Below are 22,096 nucleotides of genomic sequence, written 5' to 3'. Positions count from 1 at the left end.
GCCTAAAGCATAACGATTGCTGTTCCTGCTAGTGTCAGAAGGACATTCGCCAACGCATAGGTACCTGCATATCCCAAGGCAGGAACTGTACTCTTGGCCGCCTGCTGAACAATTCCGAGAGCGGGTGTACTGGTCATGGCTCCGGTAAGCGCCCCGAACAGAAGTGCTGGGTTCATGTTCAACGCAAAACGGCCAAAGGCATACCCCACGAGAAGCGGAACACACGTTACCACCACCCCGCAAGCGAACAGGATCGGGCCGAGGGAAGCAAGCGCGCCGACAATGCCACCGCCCGCATTAAGGCCAACCCCCACCATGAACAGCAAAAGTCCCAGCTCCATGAAGATGAAGCGTGCGGCGGCGGGCATACGGCCAAATGTCGGCCGATTGGCGCGCAGAAAGCCAACGCAAATGCCTGAGAGCAACAAACCGCCAGCGTTGCCCAGCCCAATATCGATACTGCCGATCTTGACGGTAATCTGACCAATGATGAGGCCTGCGACAATGCCCGCGGCAAAGGTCAAGAGATCCGTTTCAACGGCTTTGCGGTCTTCTGCTCCTAGGTGCGCGATCAATCGGTCCAACGCCAGGCGCTCCCCGGACACAATCATCACATCGCCTCGCTGCACAACAGTACCTGGTGAGACCGGCATTTGGATCTGAGAGCGGGTGAGACTAGAGAGAAAGCACCCGAACTTGTCGTAGATACCGATCTCTGCCAGCGGCTTGCCAACCGAAGCCGGGTTCGTAATGACAATCTCCGCCACATCAATTTCCGCGTCGATAAGATCTTCATCAAGAATATCTGCGGTCAAACCGGGAAGCTTGTGGGCCTCGGCATGCTCCTCAGGTGTTGCAAATACAGCAACCTTGTCGCCCATCTCAACAATTGTGTCAGAACGCGGCTCGATGAGTTCAGAGCCGCGCTTCAAACGATAAAACGCCCTGAGGTTCGCCGACTGAGCCCCGTGTCGCGACAAGATCTCATCAAAAGTCTTTCCCGCCAGATCAGGATCATCCACCGCATACGCCCTCAAAATGGGACGTTTCACCCTGTACTTCTCCCGGTCGCTTTTGATCCCACGCTCTTTGGAGAACTGAAGGGCCGCAGCCACCAGGTCTACTCGAAGAATACTGGGCAGGATCCTCACCACCATCAAGAGCCCAACAGTACCGAAAATGTAGGTAATGGCGTATGCAACACTGATGTTCTCAATGAGCGAACGGGCAGTTGCCCCCTCGGGTACCCTTACAAGCCCAGAAGTTACGGCGTTTTGTGCGCCCACAAGAGTAGGTGTACTTGTCAGACTACCCGCCATCAGACCCGCGGCGTAGCTGCTCGGCAGGTCAATCACGGCGGCAAGACCAAAGACAAGACTGAAGGACACCGCCGTCATGAAGAGGGTCAGCACCAAATAACGCGGCCCATCAAGGCGCAGCACGTTCAATATCTGTGGTCCGGCCTGCCAACCTACCGAATAGATGAAAAGCGTGAAGCCAAGAGACTGAACAATCGGATCTAGCTGGAAGTTGTAGTGCCCAAACACAAGGGCGCACAAAAGAACACCGCCGGTAACGCCGATCTCAAACCGCGCAATCTTGATGTTGCCTATCAGATAACCAAACGCAATGATTGTGAAAACGACAAGAAGGGAGTTGTTATGAAACAGCTGTGCAAGATCAATGATCATAATGTCTTTGCTCTCCTGCGTGCCTGTACCAGCTCTGGTTTCCGAAGCTGAGAGTTCTCTCAGGGGGCACTCGGAAAACTACCACGCAAGAACCTTTAAATTTGTTGGATCGTTGAGATCAAGAATTGATGCATTCGCGCTACACCCTTGTGACACCTATCAAACCCTCCCCAGAACGATAACCGGTGCCAACAGGAGTTTGCTTGCTCAATGCAACGGATAGGCAAGTTTTGTTAAGGAGACGATAACTTTCGCGCGTATCTTGCAGCAACTACACAACTGGTTTTGCAGTATCCCATCTTTCGAACATCATGCGCGCCAACAAAAAGCGCAGGCCCATAACTTGCCTGCGCATGTATCGCGAATATGCTTGCCAGATTAGAGGTCGCTGTGATCCACCTGATGGATCAAGACTTCCTGCCCCTTATCGACTTCAAATAGGGTGTAAACAGGATCTTGGGTCTCGTCCTCAGCTACAGGGCTTTGCTGCTGGTTCCGCTCCATAAGCTCCGCAACAATGAATACTCCAAAGACCACCGCAAGGGCGATGGTGCACACAGCAATCTTGTCACCGATATTTAGCGACATAACGCTTTCCTTCATGATTGTTTTAGTGCTGCCCACCTGAAGTTCAGGACGCGGGCCTGTGGCTCCTATTTGCATCCAGCGTAGTTAACGAAAACCTACTTCACATATCAATACTTGAGTTGATAGAGATAAATACTCAACTAAAGATAGAATACAGGTTACATATCTGCAATATAAACCATTTATCTCTTTATAATCACGATGTAATGATGTGGAGATTAATATTCAAAAGACCTATAAAACATCAATGTAAACTACCAATAAGCTGACGTAATCGTAAAGTAATAACGGTAATATTGGGGATTATGAAGAAAGCTTTGCCTGAATCAAATATCCATGTTCAACAGCAGCTCTGAACTTCATGCCGTTGAACAGCTGCACACAGCAACACATCCTTGTGGCGAGTTAGAGATGTAGCTCTCTCATGCTCTTTGGGAGACGACTATTGCCAAAGGTAGCGGCACTTTCAAATGAGCACCTCATCAATCAAATGAACAAAGAATTCGAACAGGGGCGCGCGCTATACTTACTTAAAATTGTAGTATTTGCATCCACATATACAAAATGGAGGGAAAGTTCTATCAAACCGGCAGCATATTAATATACCACAACCAGATTTTAACCATTGATTAGTAAAATTTACTGAGTGTGGAAGACAAGCCTACGAATTTTCACCCATATGATTTGGTAGAAAAATATGTCGCTGTCCAGACTCCCACTCGCTTGGAAGATCGCCCTTCCCTCTGCTGCCGTCTTCATTTTTGCTCTTCTGCTTGCAGCTTACAATCTCAACGCTCTCTACTCTTCGATGGTGTCAGAGCGCCAGGACACCATCAAGCACATTACACATACCGGCATGTCTGTCCTAGAGCACTTTCACAAGCTGGAGACCTCTGGCCAGCTGACACGTGAGGAAGCACAGGCAGAAGCCAAAGCAACCATCAACGAGATGCGGTACGACAACGGAAACTACATCTTCGTTTACAAATATGACGGCACAAACCTTGTAACTCCAGGCAGCAATCTGGAAGGCAAGAACCTCATCGGACTCAAAGACGAAAATGGCGTCTTAATTGTCCGCGAGCTGATTGAACGCGCGAAGCAAGGCGGTGGTCGTTTGGCCTATGTCTGGCCGAAAGCCGGTGGCACAATCCCCTACGATAAAGAGAGCTGGGCAGAAGGTTTCGCGCCATGGGGCTGGATGATCGGAACAGGCGTCTATGTTGATGACATTCAGGCTGCCTTCTGGGAGCAGGCCGGGATCTCACTGGGCCTTACAGCGCTCGGGTTCGCAGTGGTCGGTATCATGGCATGGAGCACAATTGGTGCAATCAACAAGCCAGTCCTGCGTCTCACCGACAACATGCAACGCCTGGCTGAGGGTGATACCTCTGTTTCTGTCGAGGACACCGATCGAAGCGACGAAATCGGCCGCATGGCAGCAGCAATGCAGGTCTTCGTGGAGAACGAACGCAGTCGAAAAGTGATGATGGAAACTCAACAGCGGGAACAGCAGGAAGCGTTGCAGCGCGGCGAGGCAGTGCAACAACTCTGCGCGGACTTTGATGTCGAAGTTTCCGAAATGCTTCAGTTCGTTGCCGCCTCTGCACAAGAACTCAAAGCCGCATCCACTCATATGGAAGGCAATGCTCAGAACACAACAGAGCAGAGCCACCGCGTATCCTCAGCCTCCGCACAGGCCTCTTCCAATGTTGAGGCAGTTGCCTCTGCAGCAGAGGAGCTAGCAGCCTCAGTGAGCGAAGTCAGCCGGCAAGTGCAGAAGTCCAACGAAATGGCGCACCAAGCCAGCAGCGAAGCTGTAAGCACCAACGACCGTGTCTCCAAGTTGGCCGAGTCCGCCAAACTCATCAGCGAAGTCGTCACCCTCATTCAGGCCATCGCGGAACAAACAAACCTGCTGGCTCTCAACGCCACGATCGAAGCAGCGCGGGCAGGCGAAGCAGGCAAAGGCTTTGCGGTGGTAGCAGCAGAGGTGAAAGAACTGGCCAACCAAACCTCCAAGGCGACAGAGGAAATTGACAAGCAGGTCTCTGACATTCAGCAGGAAACAGAGCACACTGTGGCAGCAATCGAAGTCATCTCCCGCACGATTGAAGACCTTTCCTCTACCTCTGCCCAGATAGCGGCGGCTGTCGAACAGCAGCACGCAGCCACACAGGAAATTGCAAGCAACGTCACTCAAGCATCACGAGTGACACAAGAAGTATCCGAAAACATTGGCTCCGTTGCTCAGTCCGCAGAACATACCCAGCAACAAGTCGGCATAGTAAGTGGATCTTCAGAAACTCTGCAGCAACGCGCCGATGCACTACAGGATCGCGTGAAAGGCTTCCTTGGCGCGGTACGGGAAAAGTCAGTCGTGAATGGCTAAAATGAAGTGTTCTTAGACTTCGGGGCCGCCGGATCTTTTCGGCGGCCTCTAATCCGGATCAGTGTGATTGCCTCATGTGCACACACCCCACCCTGCAACTCAAACGATTAATTTTTACCAATCAATAAAATAAATCTCCTTCTTTTATTTTTGGTTGACATACGCAACCAAACAAACTCCCTCGATTTCAGGTGAGTAAATCTCGCCATTAATCAAATATTGAGCAATTTTTACTCATAATACCCAAACTACTTGCTGCAACCTTTGGGTAAAAACATGTCACTGGCAAAACTTCCGCTAGCGTGGAAGATCTCTCTTCCCGCTGTTATCGTTCTCATTTTGGCTATAGGCCTTTCAATTGTGAACCTCTCCGCCATCCGCAGCTCCATGGTCGCGGAACGCGTCGCGAGTATCAAACACCTCACCGACAGTGCGCGTTCCATTGCCGAAAGCTTCCACAAAAAGGAGCTTGCGGGTTCTCTGACACGAGATGAGGCCCAATCCCTCGCGAAGGAGGCCATCGGTGACATACGCTTCGACAATGGAAATTACATTTTCGGCTACGAGTCTTCAGGTACAGTAATTATTCTGCCGAACAAGAAGCTCGTCGGTAAAAACCTGATGAACATGCAAGATCCGAATGGTGTTTACCTTATTCGGGAGCTGATCAGCGCGGCTCAAAACGGCGGCGGGCAAGTGAGCTATATGTGGCCCAAAGCGGGATCTGACGTGCCAATCAATAAGGAAAGTTGGGCGGTTGGTTTCGAACCATGGGGCTGGATGCTCGGCACAGGCGTTTACACCGATGATATTGACGCCGCATTTTGGGGTCAGGCAACACGTAACATCATTATTGGGCTGATCGGCTTCGCGATCGCTGGCGCGCTGGCTTATGTTACTGTGCGTTCGGTCAACAAGCCAATTTCTGATCTCATTGAAAACATGCAACGTCTTGCAGACGGCGACAGCAATGTAGAAGTGAAGTACGAAGACCGAACCGACGAAATCGGCCGGATGGCGAGTGCAATGCGCGTGTTCATCGAGAACGAACACAACCGAAAGGCTCTTGAGGAAGCGCAACAGCGTGACCAGCAGGAAGCTCTGCAGCGCGGCCAGGAAGTTCAAGAACTATGCGCAGGTTTTGATCTTGAAGTCTCAGAAATGCTGCAAATAGTCAGCAGCGCGGTTCAGGAACTGCAAGGCGCTTCCGGGAGCATGGCGGGCAACGCTGAAAACACAACCACCCAGAGCCAGCGCGCCTCAGCAGCGTCCTCGCAGGCCTCATCCAACGTTGAGGCTGTGGCATCGGCCGCAGAAGAGCTTGCTGCTTCTGTCAGCGAAGTCAGCCGTCAGGTGCAAAAGTCCAACGACATGGCCCATCAGGCCAGCAAAGAAGCAACAAGCACCAACGACCGCGTCGGCAAGCTTGCACAGTCAGCAAAGCACATCAGCGAAGTGGTCACCCTTATTCAAGCTATTGCCGAGCAGACCAATCTGCTGGCGCTGAATGCAACCATCGAAGCTGCCCGCGCAGGGGAAGCCGGTAAAGGCTTCGCAGTGGTGGCAGCTGAGGTCAAGGAACTTGCAAACCAAACTTCGAAAGCAACTGAGGAAATCGACAAGCAGGTCTCTGAGATCCAGCAGGAAACCAACCACGCTGTAGCTGCAATTTCTGCAATCTCTGCGACCATTGAGGATCTGTCTGGCACATCAGCTCAAATCGCAGCGGCGGTCGAACAGCAACACGCAGCAACGCAGGAGATCGCGAGCAACGTGACACAAGCCGCCCGCGTGACCACTGAAGTGTCTGAGAGCATTGTCTCAGTGTTCAACAGCGCTCAGGAAACGCAGCAACAAGTGGACGTTGTAACCGGCTCTTCGGATACTTTGCAGTCTCGTGCAGACCAGCTACGTGACCACGTCAGTAAGTTCCTCTCTTCAGTTAGGGATCGCTCAGCAGCATAGTTCTCCGCAATCGAAGACCAGAAGACATCAGAAGCCGCCCCTAGCCGGGCGGCTTTTTTTATCTTGCGGCTGGGAATGGAAACAACTCAGGATCGCTTAACTACACTGGCGGCACACAATTGACGCAGCGACACCAATGCCCTATCGCTAGAGCGGAGCTACAACCGCCACCCGCCATAGGTGTAGTTTCCAAGAAAAACACAAGCACTGAAAAACAGTGAGTTTCAAACAATGTCAAACCTGATTGTTATCGCCTATCCATCCCTCGAACAAGCCGAGGATGTGCGCAACAAGCTGTTCTCATTTCAAAAGGAATACCTCATTCAGATGGGCGATGCAGTCATCGCTGAGAAGAAACACGATGGCCACATAAAGCTTCACCAGATCTTCAGTACAACAGCCGCAGGGGCTGCAACCGGCAGTCTATGGGGGCTTCTAATCGGCGTTATATTCATGGTGCCCCTTGCAGGTGTTGCAGTGGGCGCGGCTTCAGGAGCACTTGCAGGCGCACTGAGCGACTTCGGTATCAATGACAAGTTCATGAAGGATGTCGCAGACAGCCTGCAGCCAGGGAACGCAGCGCTCTTTGTCCTCATCAACAAGATTACCATGGACAAGGTTCTGGCAGGGCTTGAAGGCACAGGCGGCGTCATCATGCAAACGTCCCTCGACCATTCAAAGGAGGAGGATCTGCGAAAGGCTCTGGCAGACCATATCTCTGAAAACCCGAAGTGAACGCCCAACGGTACTGATGGTGTTATGCGCCCGAGAACAAAAAGGACGGTGGGCAATGACGGTTAACAAACGAGACGAACTACGTTACTCGCTACTGGATAGCGTTTTTGCGGGACGCGATGTCAACAAGCCATTGCCCAAGTACAAGTTTCCAGAGAACGAACACAACGCCCGCGAAATTATGCAGGTAGTTCTTGATGAGCTTTATCTGGACGGCAACCCAAGGCAGAACCTTGCGACCTTTTGCCAAACCTGGGAGGAGGATGAAGTTCACCGCATCATGGACATGGCCATCGATCGCAACATGATCGACAAGAGCGAATATCCGCAAACTGCAGAGCTGGAAATGCGCTGTGTCCACATGCTGGCTGATCTCTGGAACTCTCCCGAGGCAACTGTCACCGTTGGAACCTCTACGGTCGGCTCATCAGAAGCCTGCATGCTCGGCGGCCTTGCTGCCAAATGGCGCTGGCGCGCCCGCCAGAAAAAGGCTGGAAAACCGACAGACAGGCCAAACCTTGTTTGTGGTCCGGTACAAGTTTGTTGGCACAAATTCTGTAAATACTGGGACATTGAACTGCGCGAGCTGCCCATGCAGCCGGACGCCTGTCACATGACTGCAGAAAGCATGCTTTCTGCTATTGATGAGAACACAATTTGCGTTGTCCCGACCTTCGGCGTCACCTACACCGGTCAGTATGAGTTTGTCGAGCCGCTCTCCAACGCTCTTGATGCCTATGAAAATGAAACCGGCATCAATATCGACATTCATGTGGATGCGGCCTCCGGCGGCTTTCTTGCCCCCTTCTGCGCCCCCGACATTAAGTGGGACTTCCGTTTGCCCCGGGTCAAATCCATCAGCACCTCCGGCCACAAGTACGGTCTGGCCCCACTGGGCGTAGGATGGATCATCTGGCGCGACGAAAAAGAACTCTCCGAAGACCTGATTTTTTCGGTCCCTTATCTGGGTGGACAGGTTGGAACTCTGGCCATCAACTTCTCCCGCCCCGCTGGCCAAGTGATCTCGCAGTACTATCTCCTCAACCGGCTTGGCCGAGAGGGTTATCGCCGCATTCAAATGGCTTGCTACGATACGACACAGTGGCTCGCCGAACAGATCGAACGGCTCGGCCCCTTCGAGTTCATCAATACCGGAGATCCGCAACAAGGCATTCCCGCCGCCTGCTTCAAGGTGCGAGACGATGCCACCCTGCCCTACTCCCTCTATGACCTGAGCGCGAAGTTGTTAGAGCGCGGATGGCAGGTGCCAGCCTTCAAGCTGCCCGCAAATGTTCAAGACACCGACGTGATCCGCATCATGATCCGCCAAGGTGTCAGCCGAGATCTGGCCGCGCTGTTACTCGAGGACATGAAACGCACGATCAAGCATTTCGAAAGCCACCCTGTAGCTTTGCCAATGACGGAGCAAGAACGCGGCGCATACAAGCACAACTAATGGCCGCGGCGAGGTAGGACCAGCCATGACGGAAGTAACAGCGAGCAAGCAGACCACCAAGAGCGTTGCTCAAACGGTTAAGCTCTCAGTGTTCACACTCGCCATAATGAACGTTGCTGCTGTTGTCAGCCTTAGAGGGCTTCCAGCCGAGGCCGAGTATGGCCTCGGATCAATCTTCTATTATTTGTTTGCCGCCGTATTTTTCCTCATACCTGTTTCTCTGGTTGCTGCAGAGCTGGCTTCAACTCTTCCGCAAAAGGGCGGCATTTTCCGCTGGGTCGGCGAAGCCTTTGGCCCGCATATCGGCTTTCTGGCAATCTGGTTGCTCTGGATCGAGAGTACCATCTGGTTTCCAACCGTGCTGACCTTCGCAGCGGTCTCATTGGCATTCATTGGACCCGACCAGACATGGGACCAAGCGTTATCCGCCAACAAGTTCTATGTGCTTGCCACCTGCCTGATCATCTACTGGGGGGCGACACTGGTGAACCTGCGCGGCGTTGCAGCTGGAGCCAAGCTCTCCAAGTACGGCGCGTTGATTGGAACGATCATACCCGGCGCTATCATTATCCTGTTCGGCATACTCTGGGTGCTTTTGGGCAACCCCATTCAGATGCCAATTAATAAGGCCGAGCTTATCCCCGACCTGACCCAACTCAACAATTTGGTTTTGGCCTCAAGCATTTTCCTGTTCTACGCAGGCATGGAAATGAATGCCGTACACGTGCGCGAGATTGACAATCCCTCTCGCAACTATCCCCGTGCAATTTTCCTCTCCTCGGCCATTACTGTAGCGCTGTTCGTCCTCGGCACCATGGCGATCGGCTTCATCATTCCCCGGAGCGAAATCAACCTCACCCAAAGCCTTCTCGTCGCTTACTTCGACTATTTTAATGCTTTTGGTCTGGGTTTTCTGGCGCCAGTCATGGCTATAGCGCTCGCCATCGGCGTGCTGGCAGGCGTCTCCACCTGGATTGGCGGACCAAGCCGCGGCCTCCTTTCCGTTGGACACGCTGGTTACCTGCCCCCGTTCATGCAGAAAACCAACAAGAACGGCATTCAGATCAACATCTTGCTCATTCAAGGCGGCGTCGTAACACTACTCGTGCTGCTGTTTGTGGTTCTTCCGAGCGTTCAGGCCGCCTACCAAATCCTCTCCCAGCTCACAATCATGCTCTATCTGATCATGTATGTGCTGATGTTCACAGCAGCCATCTACCTGCGCTTTCGCAGCCCTAATTTGCCGCGCCCATATAAAGTGCCTGGTGGCACCATTGGCATGGTGGTGATTGGAGGCATTGGCTTGGCCGGAGCGCTTCTTGCCTACGGTCTCAGCTTCCTGCCCCCCGCCCAAATAGCCGTCGGCAGCCCTGTTGCCTGGGTCGGCTTGTTGGCTTTGGGAAACATTGTTTTTGTTGCGATACCTTTCATCATTTACGCTTTGCGCAAACCAAGCTGGAAGACGGCAATCGACGAAGACACTTTAGAACCATTTACATGGCAACGCCCTGCAGAGCCGCAAGCGAAGGGCAAGTGAGATGCCCCTACCCTACACCGCAAAACAGCTGCAAGCTGCTGTTCAAACCGGGTTCTCTGTGGCTTTAAAGTGTTCAGGCGGAAGCAATGCCAGCTACATCCCCTATTTGGCTTCTGTTGACCCCAACTTGATTGCCGTCACCATCGTGACAGTGGACGGGAACACCTTCGCAGCAGGAGACAGTCAATACCAGTTTGCTATCGAGTCCATATCCAAAGTCTTCACGCTCGCGCTCGTCATGGATCAAGTCGGCTCTCCAGCCCTCAGAGCCAAGGTGGGTGCGAACCCCACCGGCATGCCATTCAACTCGGTCATGGCTCTCGAACTTGCTAAGGGCAAACCCATGTCTCCTCTGGTCAATGCTGGCGCAATTTCTACTGCCAGCCTAGTCAGCGGAAAGACACCGGATGAGCGTTGGCAAAAAATTCTCGCCACGCAGTCCGCCTTTGCAGGGCGTGATCTGGTGCTATCAAGCGAGATCAACCAGTCCGAACAAACAACCAACTTCCATAACCGTGCCATAGCATGGCTGCTTTACTCCGCTGGCACATGCTATTCAGATCCGATTGAGGCGCTCGACATCTATACCCGCCAGTGCTCTACCCTGATCTCAACCACTGATCTGGCGGTGATGGGGGCTACTCTGGCCAACAAGGGGAAGAACCCAATCACAGGAAAGCAAGTGATTGGAGCTGAAAATGTGCGGCATATTTTGGCGGAGATGATGATGGAAGGCCTCTACACAGCATCGGGTGATTTCGCTTACACCGTCGGCCTTCCGGGAAAAAGCGGTGTCGGCGGGGGCATCCTGGCGGTTGCACCAGGCAAACTTGCGATTGCTGGCTTCTCTCCCCCTCTGGATGCGAATGGGAACAGCGTACGCGGGCAGGCCGCCGTCAAATCCATCGCTGAAGAGCTCAAACTTAACCTGTTTGAAGCCTGAGTATAGGCAGCTCGTACTGCTGCCTTACCCCTGATGTTCTACGCGCCCCCAATCGATCTTGGCCCAGATGCGCTCATAAATGAAGTAAATCATAAAGCCCAACCCGGCGTTCACCAGAGCCATCAGGCCCCCAGTCCAGTAAGAGCCCGTAAACAAGAACCCAACAATCATCATGACGACCAGACCCGTGATTTGCCAAAAACAGGCTTTAACAATCGTTCTAAACTGCGTGTCCATTTTTACTCCATGATTCCATAGGCTTACGCAGTCTTTACACCTGAAACACGATGTTCAGGAAGGCATTATATTATTTACAATTATTATCATATGAGCAATAAAATAAACTATGACTACTAAAATAGACAAACGTGAGAGAGCTGCTCGCTTTCGTGTGCGCCTGCTGCAAGCATTAGAAGCTGCAAAAATGAGTCAGAGTGCCCTGGCACGGCAAATTGGCGTGGAGCGCTCCACAATTTCACAGGTAGTCAACAGTGAGGACGCGCGCCTTCCAAACGCTCATGTGGTTGGGGAATGTGCTGCAGCACTCAACGTTAGCGCCGATTGGCTCTTAGGTCTCACTGACAAGCCCGAACAGGCAGGCGATTTGCTCCGCACCTCGTTTTCCATGACGAGAGCCGCCAGAGCCGCCGCTGACGAGGAGATCTTCAACTGGCACCAAGAGGCGACGGGCTACAAGATCCGACATGTGCCCGCCACCCTTCCGGATATGCTAAAGACCCGCGGCGTCCTGCGCTGGGAATACGCCACCCATTTCAAGGGATCTCCAAAGGAGGTCATTGCCGCCTATGAAGAACGGCTTGACCTTTTGAAAGGTCGAGGATCCGACTACGAGATTGCAGTCCCACTCCACGAGATTGAAAACTTCGCGGCGGGCCAAGGCTACTATCAGGGGCTCCCCGCTGACATTCGCCGCAAGCAACTGGAAACGATTTTGGATGTCTACGATGAGCTGTTTCCCGCACTCCGTGTATTTCTGTTCGACGCCAAGCACATCTACAGCGCCCCTATAACCGTTTTTGGTCCGCTGCTGGCAGTGGTTTACATTGGTCAGAGCTATCTGATTTTCCGCGAGAGCGAACGCGTACGCACACTCTCTCATCACTTCGACACGTTGGTGCGAGAGTCCGAAATCGACGCGCGCGCCATTCCCGATTTCCTGAACGACCTCATCGCTCGGCACTTCTAACGGAGCGCGTCACCAGCGGCTTGTTGGGAAGCACCAGAAGTTTGTGCAGAAAAAAATTGAGTTCCCTTGGCATGATCTGCTGAAACCTTGGAACTTGACGCGGCATGTGTTGTCTCAGGTAGTTCATTTGGTCGGCGGCCCGGAAGAAATCGATTTTGGTGCGGCTCCATGCATCAAAATAGAATGCGTAGTCCCAATAAACCGCAGCCACCATGTCAGTTAAAGAGCATGCTAGCCGCTCTGGCATGGAGATGTGATCGTGAGTAAGTCCGCGCCCTGCGTAAAATGGTGCGCCCCAACAGTGAACTGACGCTCCAGCCATCAACGCCTCAAAACCCAATTGGCTGGAAACGCAGTGTACTTCAGTGGCGACATCAAAGAGCAGCCATGGGTTTACGCTTTCCTGCAACAGCTGCACACGCGTGTCTCGCAACAGCTTATCGGGAATACAGCCCTTCTTTCGGCCCGACATTACATCTGGATGCGTTTTGACGATGACGGGGCGACTGGGGTAGGCCTCCAGCACATATGCCAGCATTTCCGCAAAGCGGCCCTCACTCGCTTGAGCACCCGAAATGGACATATCGCCAAAGGTTTGATCAACACACAAAACAGCGTTCTCAGTATTAAACGACAAGATAGACGCCGGATGGAGGTCCCTTTCAAAACTGTTGTACTTTGAGAGCCCCAAAGACTTCAGGGTTTCAATAACTTGAGCACCAAGTGTATCGCCGTGAGCATCTACCCTGCTCGCTATAAGCTTGTCGAGACGCGTTGCCTGCTGTGTGTCGTAGTAAATGCCCAAATCGTCATAGAACAGGGAAGCCGATGGCGATGTGGGCCCAGGGTAGATGGAACGAAGAAAGCCGTCTTCGATTGCCAGATACCTAAGACCATTATTCTTGGCATAAAGGCGCGGATCGTTGACGGCAGGCTTGTTGCCCCATCCCGCTACGGCGACCACACCCGCGGGGGGTTTCTGCGTTCTGCGAAGATAGACTGGATCCAAGCCCGTGATCTGAGAAATTTCGTGGCGGTAAGCCCAGACACCCGATCCAATTACCGCTACTTTCGCCATGATCCGTCCCCTGATTTGGGAAGGAGAGTAGGATGCCCTTGTGCTTCAGAAAATCCGCAGGTTTTCCCAGCTCAAAAGCACCGGAGTCCGGCATCAGCGAAGCAACCCCTGGATCTCAAAGGACCAATTTCGGGAAAAGTCGAGAAACAAACTCTGAAGCGAGCCCATGTATTTCTGTTGATGATACAGCAGCCAATACTGCCGATGCATTTCTCCCGGCACATGGATTTGGCAAACACGCCCCTCTTCCAGCGCATGAGACGTTGATAGCTTGGACAGGCACGCATATCCAAGATTTGCGGTGACCGCATTGATAATTGCCTCATGGCTATTCAACTCAAACGAGCAGTGCCACTTGGGCATTTTCGGCGCAAGATTTTGCAGGAAGAACTCTCGAGTTCCAGAGCCGGGTTCTCGGAGCAACCAATCTGAGGCGTTAAGTTCGCCGAAGTCTTTGATGCGCTTTGAATTGAGGGGATTATCCGGAGCACACAGCACCACCATCTCATCTTCATGCCAAGGTTCAAGAACGAGATCCGGCTCATCAACGCGCCCCTCAACAAAAGCCAAATCCAGCTCGAACCCCAGCAACATGGTCACGATCTGAGAGGTATTGGCAATCTCCAAGGTCTGCTTTTTGTGTCCGGTTTCGGCTCTGAAATGGCCGAGCAAATACGGTAGCACGTGATTGCCGATCGTGTGACTGCCACCAATGCTCAGCGCGCCAGCCAACGGATCCACATCACTCAAAAGCCCTTCAATCTCCTCGGAACGAACGAGAAGCTCAGAGGCGAGTGGCAACAACCGACGGCCTTGCGCATTTAGGTGAAGTCTGTTGTTCAACCGATCGAACAACCTCTTGTCGAGGAGGCGCTCCATCTCCGAAAGCGCCGTACTTACCGCGGGCTTAGAGAGATGAAGCCGTTCCGCCGCAGAGGTAACAGATTGCTCCTGCGCCACGGCAAGAAAGACTTTTATTTGCTTCAAGGTCACCGTCATGGGAACAGACTTTAACATGTTTCAATTTTTCGAACAGGTGTTTTTGAAGTTTCAAATATTCAAAACAGACAGGAAGGGATATTCATAAACCCAATGTCCAAATGATTGGACCGCCCCTTCAGAGCCGAGCGACCATGAGCAAATCCGCCCTCAAAACTAAACTGACGGCTATTCCAACCCCAATGGCCGGCCTTGCCCTCGGTATCGCAAGCCTTGGATGGTCTTGGGAGAATATGGGCGCTTTCCAAGGGCAGCTTCAGCACTTGAGTGCAGCCATCGGCGGCGCCATGCTCTTGGCACTAGCTCTGAAGTTCTTGATTGTCCCAAGATCTCTGCTTGATGACCTGAAGCACCCAGTGGTTGGCAGTGTTGTGCCCACCTTTGCCATGACCAGCATGATACTCTCAAAGTCGGTTGGAGATTACTCAGTCATGCTGGGCTCAGGGATTTGGCTATTCGCTGTTGTGCTTCACCTTTGTTTTCTTGCAGGTTTCATCTTTCACCGAGCAAAACAGTTCCATTTCCTTCACATGGTCCCCAGTTGGTTTGTGCCTCCCGTTGGAATTGTCGTGGCCAATGTGGCGTTTCCTGAAGTTGAGGCGCTACGCCCAATTGCCAATGCCTTACTTGTATTTGGAATGGCCAGCTATGCGGTCATGTTGCCGATCATGATGCACAGGCTGATCTTTCACTGCAAAGTACCAGACGCGGCGAAGCCAACACTGGCAATCCTGGCGGCACCAGCCAGCCTGTGCCTGGCTGGGTACCTCACCATGAACCCGGACCCTTCACCAGTGATTGTTGGTCTGCTCGGAGGCATCGCCGTGTTGATGACCATGCTCATCTACATGGCCTCAGGGCGCTTGCTGCGGCTATCCTTCTCCCCGGCCTATGCTGCCTACACCTTCCCGCTCGTTATCGGGGCAACTGCGATGTTCAAGGTAGCAAACTACATGCAATCTCAGAGCCTAAACCTCGAGTACGTGGAGCAGGTACGATGGATTGCAACCATCGAGCTTTATATTGCCACGCTGGTGATCATCTACGTGACAGCGCGCTATCTTTGGCACTATTCGCCGCTCCACAAGATAGGGCCAGCTGCTCAGGAACGCCAAGCTTAAGGCGCTATAGAGTTTCAATCAGCTGCTCGATGATGGCTGCAACCCCATCTTCGTCATTTGAAGGTGCCTGATACAGCGCAACTTTTGCGATGTCTTCGCGAGCATTTGCCATAGCAAACGAGTAGTTCACGCTTTCCAGAAGGGTGCGGTCATTTCCACTGTCCCCGAACGCGGCTGCGTGCGACCAATTTAGGCGCATGGAGTAGAGCAAGGCCTCAGCCGCCCGAGCCTTGTTCAAGCCCTTGGGAACAAACTCCAGATAGGTGTCAGTCGTTCGGAAGCAGTCAATATGCTCTGCTATTTCAGAGGGAAGCCCTGAAGCCACAGCATTGAGAGCCTCATCACCGCCAATGGCCATAACCTTGATGGCCTCATCCAGTTGCTTAGGCTCATAGCCGATCTGACGAGGCTCCTGATTTAAGAACTCTACGCGCTTTCGGGTGCGCTCGTTGTCCTCAGCCGCGCACCACCCTTTTGCATCATGAATGGTCATAAGCACGTCATGACGACCGAGATAGTCGCAGAGCGCAAGAGCAGCTTGTTCCTCAAAACGCCCGGAAAGAGTGATTTCCCCGGTCACTGTGTCCCCCCGCACACCGCCATTAAGGGCAATATACGGCCCAACCAACTCCAGCTCCTCGCAGAGCGCCTCTACAACATTTGCTGGCCGACCTGTCGCCAGCACAACCGAATAACCCAAGCTTTGAGCGGTCTTGAGGGCCTCTCTACTTCGCAAGGATATCGCCCCTTCGGAGTTAACCAGCGTCCCATCAAGATCTATGAAGAAAACTCTGATATGGCGCGCTGCTGCGTGAGGCGAGAACATGTGGCGTAATCCGCGTTGACCCAATCAGAATTTTCTAAATGGTTTCGCGGTAGTTTTCCATAAGGGCAGCTGCGCAAATCGCGATATATCTGGGCAGCACTCAGGCCGGTATCTCCTTTCCATCCCAAGCAAAACACTTGCCTGTGTCTGCAGCTGTCAACTGATCAAGCACGGCCAACAGGCATTGCGCGGAGTGATTGGCAGAAAACAGTTTGTCTTCGGGTACGTTTCCCTGAAATGGCTTCGAAAGTCCTGTATCCACGGTTCCAGGATGCAAGCCGACGACCATGCCCTCTGAGTTCTTCCGCGCGTATTCGATGCTTGCAGATTTCAAGATCATGTTCAAAGCAGCTTTTGAAGCCCTATAAGAGTACCAACCGCCGAGGTGATTATCGGATATGCTGCCAACACGTGCCGAGATTGCGGCAAACTGTGCCCTTTGCCGCCGGTGCAGCAAAGGTAGAAAGTGCTTGAGAACCAATGCGGGGCCAATCGAGTTCACCGCGTAGATCTTCGCCATGTTCTCAGCTGTCAGATCACGCCAACTTTTCTCAGGCATGGAATGATCATCATGGAGCATCCCCGTGGCGACGATGACCCGATCAACGCCACCATCCGGAATTGATTTGGCAGCCGAGATAATGGATGCCTCCTCTGTGATATCCAATTGCCCAGGGACGACGTTTGGCTGATCAATGCCGCAGGGCTGGCGAGATAACGCGATCACTTGCGCGGATGGGTAACGCCGAACACTCTCCTCCACCAAGCTCCGACCAATCCCACCTGAAGCACCGACGATGACGATCCGTTCCATGCCGTTTCCTTACTTCTTGTTTGTTGACCAATATGTTACGCCTGCCAGCAAACGAGAGATCAGCTCCGCCGTTGCCTTCTCTAGGATCGGCCTATCCTTGCCCATTGGTATTGCGCGGGAGACAAATTTCAATCCCGCCCTATCCTTGGGGTCAACGTACTCAATCAAAGGCGATGTGCATGGCTTCCACCAATCTTGTTGTTGTTCTGGGCGATCAGCTCTCGATGTCTCTGTCCAGCCTGAGGGACGTGGAACGTGCTGACACCGTTGTCCTGATGGCGGAGGTGGCCGCTGAAGCTTCCTACGTAAAGCATCACAAGAAAAAGATTGCATTCCTGTTCAGCGCGATGCGCCACCACGCGCAGGCGCTGGAAGCAGATGGCTGGCGAGTGGACTACGTAAAATACGGTGCTTCGGGCAACTCAGGCACCCTGTGTTCAGAAATCGTGCGCGCTGCAAAACGTTGGAACGTGGATCGCGTTTTCATGACAGAACCTGGTGAATGGCGCCTCAAGCAAGAGTTTGAAGCTCTTAAACCTGATCTCGCCTGCCCTTTGGAAATGCTGCCCGATGACCGGTTTCTATGCAGCCACGCTGAGTTCGGGCAATGGTCCAAGGGCCGCAAGCAACTGCGTATGGAGTACTTCTATCGCGACATGCGCCGCAAGACAGGGTTGCTTATGAACGGTGATCAACCCGAGGGAGGCCAATGGAACTATGATCAGGAGAACCGCAAACCCGCGGCCGACGACCTGTTCATGCCAAACCCGCCCCAGTTCGAGCCAGACAGCATCACAAAAGAAGTGCTTACATTGTGTGAAAAAGAGTTTGCCGATCACGTTGGCGAACTCTTCCCGTTTTGGCTGGGCACGACAAGAGAGCAAGCAGAACAAGCGGCGGATTACTTCTTTGAGCAGGCACTCCCATTCTATGGCGATTACCAGGATGCAATGTTGGTAGGACAACCCTTCCTCTATCACTCAGTCCTGTCGCCCTATATCAATTGTGGTCTCCTAGACCCGCTCGAGCTTTGCAGGAGAGCCGAGGAAGCCTACAAGAAAGGCCGAGCCCCTTTGAATGCTGTTGAAGGCTTCATTCGGCAAATCATTGGGTGGCGGGAGTTTATCAGAGGCATTTATTGGCTCAAAATGCCAGAGTATATCGAACTCAATGCCCTGAATGCGCATCGCGACCTACCGGCCTTCTATTGGACCGCCGACACGCAAATGCTGTGTCTCAAGGAAGCCATTGGCCAAACACTTCAACACGCCTACGCCCATCACATTCAACGCCTGATGCTCCCGGGAAACTTCGCAATGCTTGTGGGCGTTGCACCGAAACAAATCCACGAATGGTATTTGGCAGTTTACGCAGACGCCTATGAGTGGGTTGAGCTTCCCAATACCTTGGGCATGAGCCAGTTTGCGGATGGGGGCATTTTTGCATCAAAACCCTATGCGGCGAGCGGAAACTACGTGGCAAAAATGTCCAACTACTGCGACAGCTGCACCTACAATGTGAAGAAGAAAACCGGCCAAGACGCATGCCCAATGAATGCTCTGTACTGGCACTTCCTCTCTCGCAACGAAAAGCAGTTGGCCAAAAACCCACGCATCGCGCAAATCTACAGCACATGGAACAGAATGTCTGACGCCAAGCGAAAAGAATACATCGACAGCGCCGACGCTTTTCTGCAAACGCTGACGTAGCCAATCAGTCGAAGGGAAAGCTCATCTGGTTCTTCTTGGAACTGGCTGCCTTGGTAGTGCGACGGTTGATCTGTGCGATGCCGCTCCGGCGACTGCCATGTTTCTGCTGGATGGCGTTAGCCTGTGACCGGAAGGGCTCGCCTTTCCGGACAGCCCATAGCTTTTGCCGCGCTTCCTTTGCTGCCGTCATGTGGTCCACAATAGGCAATGGATAGGATTTATCAAGGACCTGTCCCGCGCCCTCCCACTTCCAGGGCTCCTGCAAAAAATTGTCAGGCACCTCGCGCAGTTCAGGGATCCACCTACGCACAAAGGCTCCGGAGGGATCTTGATCATAGCCCTGCTTGACGGGATTGTAGATGCGAATGGTGTTGATGCCTGTTGTGCCGGACTGCATTTGAACTTGCGGCCAATGTATGCCCGGTTCGTAATCGACAAACTGGCGGGCAAGATGAAGCCCGGGCTGCCGCCAATCCAACCACAGGTGATACGAGGCAAACGCCATAAGCATGGCACGCATTCGGAAGTTCATCCATCCTGTAACTCGCAGATAGCGCATGCATGCGTCAACAAAGGGAAATCCGGTTTCACCCTTCTGCCAAGCCTTTAGAAGCTCCACATTTTCCGCGGTGCGGAGGCCATCGTATGCGCGATGTAGATTTCTTGTCTCAATCGAGGGCGCATCTTCGAGCTTCTGCATGAAATGGCAATGCCAATGCAGTCGTCCCGAGAACGAGGCAAGCGCCCCTCGCCAGCCCTCAGGCGGCTGTGTCATCTGCTTTAGCTCAACTTGGCGGTTCCATGTTGCCTGAGCGACCTCGCGCATAGATATGCAGCCGTAGGCAAGGTAAGTCGAAAGCCGAGAACAACTGTTTTCCGCGGTCAAAGGGCTGGACATGGCTTTCCTGTAAGGACCGGCGCGCTCGAACAAGAACGAGTTCAAAATGCGAAGGCCCTGCACCCTGCCCCCAATCTGCCGACCTTGGCAAGGATCGCTCACGAGCCCCAGTGACTGCGCTCTCGGCAAAGATGACCCGTCAATTGACACAGGAGCCAAGGCCTTGGGTGCTGGCGCAGCCGGCTCGCCCATAACTCGATCCCAACGCCGGGACCACCCGCTACGGTCTTTCAAACCACGGATCACACCGAACTGTGGCAGCTGATACCATGGTATGTTGCGCGCTTTGCACCATGCGGAGACCTTCTTGTCGCGCGCATAGCTCCAGCCATTCCCCGTCTCCTCGTGAGACCACAACCGTTCGAACTGATAAGTGCGTTGGAGCTTGGTGAATACCTCCACAACATCTCCGAACTGGACCAGCAACGGCTGGCCGAGATTGCGCAGAGAAGTGTCCAGGTCTACAAGGCATTCCGTCACAAAGGCCCACTGCCGGGCTGACGCATCAGGCTGCGCCCACAGCTCCGGCTCAACAATGTAGACCGGCAAAACAGGGCCTCTTTGCGCAGCATTGAACAGAGGGGCGTGATCGTCAACACGAAGGTCGCGTTTAAACCAAACGAGTTCCATTGGTGAGCTCTTATGTTGTTTATTGGTCTACGCTTTTCATCATTAATGAGATCAAACTGGAAACGTATGCGACAACTGAGAGCTGCGTTGCGATTTCTGCAAGAGACTTCGCCATTCTGGCAGTCTGCGGCTTTTATCGGGGGCAGGTCACCCGCGCAGGCCACCCCAACAAAAAGGGGCCCGGATGTTACTCCGGGCCCATTAAAAATATTCGCTCATCAAATGCCGATGAATGGCTGCAAAATGCGATTTATTACGCCCTTGAACTCCAATGGCGCGTCCGTGTAAATCAAGCAAATGCAGTCTTCGTCAGTATCTGCAATCGGCTGGTGATCGATCTCACCATCCGCTTCCTGAACATCCCCGACCTTGTACCGCCCGCTCTCATCACTGTAAGAGCCTTGCATCACCATCGTGAGCTCATAGCCGCGGTGACTGTGGGTGGGTGTTACGAACCCCGGAGAGAGCTTCAACAAGCGGGTCTTTTCGCCCCGATTGCCGCCGACGGGCAATATGAACTGTTTGATACCAGGAGCCACTGATTTCCAAGAAAGCTCGCTGTAATCCTTGCCAAGCAGCAACTGCAATGGCTCCGGGATATGTGAAAGGTCCGGCGTTGACTCTATCCTTTCCATCGCGGCATCGCTGCTGGGCTCATTTTCTATGCGGAGCATCAGATCATCGAAAGAACCGGAAGACATTGGCACGCCATCCAGCTCGTCAATCAAGGCTCCACCTACGGCCTCAGCCGTGAATACACGCTGGGCACACCGCTTGCACATGTGGATGTGGCTGGCCACGAAGAGACTCGCCCCTTCTGACAAGGCACCAGCCGCATAACTCATGAGCATTTCATCACTGATGTGGTGATTGATCATGTTTCAAACTCTGCCAGTTTCTTCCTTAGCCGCCCAAATGCCAGTCTCAGTCGTGATTTGACTGTCCCCAAGGGGAGCTGCAATCGGCTTGCTATTTCCGCATGTGTTACTTCTTCATAAAATGAGAGCCGGACCAGTTCCGCTTGATTAGGCGGCAACTCAGCCAACGCTTCATTTATGATCAAAGACATCTTCGGCTGATCAACGTCCCTATCTTGGCTACCGTCATCTACGAGTTCGGCTTCAAAGAAGTGTTCTTCCTTTTGAACGAAGCGCTTCTCCCTGCGAAGACGGTCAATGCGATGGTTCCTAGCGATCGTGAAGATCCAGGTAGATGCAGCGGACCGGGATGGATCGTAGAGGTGAGATTTGCGCCAAACAAGCACAAACGTCTCTTGAACCATTTCCTCAGCCATCGCTTCATCAGTTCCGGAACGCATGTAAAACTGCTTCAACCGTGGGGCGAAATAGTCATACAGCTCGCGAAACGAACCCCGATCTTGCGTCGCACTCATCGTTGCGAGCAATTGGCTTAACCTGTTGGGCGGCACAGAAGTCCCCCCGCTGGGTGACGCAACAATTTCCCGTTGTTGATAGGGCACAGACTCATCCTATGATGCTCGACACTT

General features: G+C 52.9%; 19 protein-coding genes. 9 read left to right on the top strand and 10 right to left on the bottom strand.

What is annotated here, in order from left to right:
- Positions 1-2: 2 nt before the first annotated feature.
- Positions 3-1,691 carry an aspartate:alanine exchanger family transporter gene (locus tag PUV47_RS14120; RefSeq protein WP_274219219.1) on the bottom strand — a complete coding sequence of 563 codons (1,689 nt, stop codon included), beginning with the start codon at positions 1,689-1,691 and terminating at the stop codon, positions 3-5.
- Between the two features lie 378 nt (positions 1,692-2,069).
- Positions 2,070-2,279 carry a hypothetical protein gene (locus PUV47_RS14115; RefSeq protein ID WP_274219218.1) on the bottom strand — a complete coding sequence of 70 codons (210 nt, stop codon included), beginning with the start codon at positions 2,277-2,279 and terminating at the stop codon, positions 2,070-2,072.
- Between the two features lie 697 nt (positions 2,280-2,976).
- On the opposite strand from PUV47_RS14115, the gene PUV47_RS14110 reads away from it, so the two are divergent.
- The 6 genes from PUV47_RS14110 to glsA all read left to right on the top strand — a co-directional run bounded on the left by PUV47_RS14110 (position 2,977) and on the right by glsA (position 11,307).
- Positions 2,977-4,671: a methyl-accepting chemotaxis protein gene (locus PUV47_RS14110; RefSeq protein ID WP_274219217.1), complete on the top strand. Its 1,695-nt coding sequence runs from the start codon at positions 2,977-2,979 to the stop codon at positions 4,669-4,671.
- Positions 4,672-4,947: 276 nt separating this feature from the next.
- Positions 4,948-6,636, top strand: coding sequence for a methyl-accepting chemotaxis protein (locus PUV47_RS14105; RefSeq protein ID WP_274219216.1), 1,689 nt, complete (start codon positions 4,948-4,950; stop codon positions 6,634-6,636).
- A 231-nt stretch (positions 6,637-6,867) separates the two neighbouring features.
- Complete coding sequence (locus PUV47_RS14100; RefSeq protein WP_274219215.1) at positions 6,868-7,371, top strand: DUF1269 domain-containing protein; 504 nt, start codon at positions 6,868-6,870, stop codon at positions 7,369-7,371.
- Positions 7,372-7,426: 55 nt separating this feature from the next.
- Positions 7,427-8,827, top strand: a complete 1,401-nt coding sequence (locus PUV47_RS14095) for a glutamate decarboxylase (RefSeq protein ID WP_274219214.1) — start codon at positions 7,427-7,429, stop codon at positions 8,825-8,827.
- Between the two features lie 25 nt (positions 8,828-8,852).
- Positions 8,853-10,364 carry a putative glutamine/gamma-aminobutyrate antiporter GadC gene (gadC, locus tag PUV47_RS14090; RefSeq protein ID WP_274219213.1) on the top strand — a complete coding sequence of 504 codons (1,512 nt, stop codon included), beginning with the start codon at positions 8,853-8,855 and terminating at the stop codon, positions 10,362-10,364.
- 1 nt (position 10,365) lies between these two features.
- Complete coding sequence (gene glsA / locus PUV47_RS14085) at positions 10,366-11,307, top strand: glutaminase A (RefSeq protein WP_274219212.1); 942 nt, start codon at positions 10,366-10,368, stop codon at positions 11,305-11,307.
- A 24-nt stretch (positions 11,308-11,331) separates the two neighbouring features.
- On the opposite strand, the gene PUV47_RS14080 is transcribed toward glsA, so the two are convergent.
- Positions 11,332-11,544, bottom strand: a complete 213-nt coding sequence (locus tag PUV47_RS14080) for a DUF2061 domain-containing protein (protein WP_274219211.1) — start codon at positions 11,542-11,544, stop codon at positions 11,332-11,334.
- A 109-nt stretch (positions 11,545-11,653) separates the two neighbouring features.
- Between PUV47_RS14080 and PUV47_RS14075 the strand changes: the two genes are divergently transcribed.
- Positions 11,654-12,514: a helix-turn-helix domain-containing protein gene (locus tag PUV47_RS14075; protein ID WP_274219210.1), complete on the top strand. Its 861-nt coding sequence runs from the start codon at positions 11,654-11,656 to the stop codon at positions 12,512-12,514.
- Here PUV47_RS14075 and PUV47_RS14070 read toward each other — a convergent pair.
- Together PUV47_RS14070 and PUV47_RS14065 are read right to left on the bottom strand one after the other, a co-directional pair.
- The gene (locus PUV47_RS14070; protein ID WP_274219209.1) at positions 12,495-13,592 is read right to left on the bottom strand and encodes a hypothetical protein; all 1,098 of its coding nucleotides are present in this window, start codon (positions 13,590-13,592) and stop codon (positions 12,495-12,497) included. The genes PUV47_RS14075 and PUV47_RS14070 overlap by 20 nt on opposite strands.
- A 93-nt stretch (positions 13,593-13,685) precedes the next feature.
- Positions 13,686-14,609 (bottom strand): LysR substrate-binding domain-containing protein, encoded by a 924-nt coding sequence (locus PUV47_RS14065; RefSeq protein WP_274219208.1) that lies wholly within the window; start codon positions 14,607-14,609, stop codon positions 13,686-13,688.
- A gap of 116 nt (positions 14,610-14,725) precedes the next feature.
- Between PUV47_RS14065 and PUV47_RS14060 the strand changes: the two genes are divergently transcribed.
- The gene (locus PUV47_RS14060; RefSeq protein ID WP_274219207.1) at positions 14,726-15,712 is read left to right on the top strand and encodes a TDT family transporter; all 987 of its coding nucleotides are present in this window, start codon (positions 14,726-14,728) and stop codon (positions 15,710-15,712) included.
- 4 nt (positions 15,713-15,716) lie between these two features.
- On the opposite strand, the gene PUV47_RS14055 is transcribed toward PUV47_RS14060, so the two are convergent.
- Positions 15,717-16,538 (bottom strand): Cof-type HAD-IIB family hydrolase, encoded by an 822-nt coding sequence (locus PUV47_RS14055; protein WP_274219206.1) that lies wholly within the window; start codon positions 16,536-16,538, stop codon positions 15,717-15,719.
- Between the two features lie 100 nt (positions 16,539-16,638).
- Positions 16,639-17,352, bottom strand: a complete 714-nt coding sequence (locus PUV47_RS14050) for an SDR family NAD(P)-dependent oxidoreductase (RefSeq protein ID WP_274219205.1) — start codon at positions 17,350-17,352, stop codon at positions 16,639-16,641.
- A gap of 179 nt (positions 17,353-17,531) precedes the next feature.
- Between PUV47_RS14050 and PUV47_RS14045 the strand changes: the two genes are divergently transcribed.
- Positions 17,532-19,061, top strand: coding sequence for a cryptochrome/photolyase family protein (locus tag PUV47_RS14045; protein WP_274219204.1), 1,530 nt, complete (start codon positions 17,532-17,534; stop codon positions 19,059-19,061).
- A 4-nt stretch (positions 19,062-19,065) separates the two neighbouring features.
- Here the strand turns inward: PUV47_RS14045 and PUV47_RS14040 are convergent, their stop codons facing one another.
- The 3 genes from PUV47_RS14040 to PUV47_RS14030 form a co-directional block, all read right to left on the bottom strand.
- On the bottom strand, positions 19,066-20,589 hold the full coding sequence (locus tag PUV47_RS14040; RefSeq protein ID WP_274219203.1) for a cryptochrome/deoxyribodipyrimidine photo-lyase family protein: 1,524 nt from the start codon (positions 20,587-20,589) through the stop codon (positions 19,066-19,068).
- A gap of 218 nt (positions 20,590-20,807) precedes the next feature.
- Positions 20,808-21,467, bottom strand: coding sequence for a ChrR family anti-sigma-E factor (locus PUV47_RS14035; protein WP_274219202.1), 660 nt, complete (start codon positions 21,465-21,467; stop codon positions 20,808-20,810).
- Complete coding sequence (locus PUV47_RS14030) at positions 21,464-21,982, bottom strand: sigma-70 family RNA polymerase sigma factor (RefSeq protein ID WP_274219201.1); 519 nt, start codon at positions 21,980-21,982, stop codon at positions 21,464-21,466. The genes PUV47_RS14035 and PUV47_RS14030 overlap by 4 nt, the downstream gene beginning before the upstream one ends.
- Positions 21,983-22,096 lie beyond the last annotated feature (114 nt).

Origin of the sequence: Pseudovibrio exalbescens (assembly GCF_028737195.1) — a bacterium.
GTDB classification, from domain to species: domain Bacteria; phylum Pseudomonadota; class Alphaproteobacteria; order Rhizobiales; family Stappiaceae; genus Pseudovibrio; species Pseudovibrio zosterae.
This window is presented reverse-complemented; position numbering and strand designations above follow the sequence as displayed.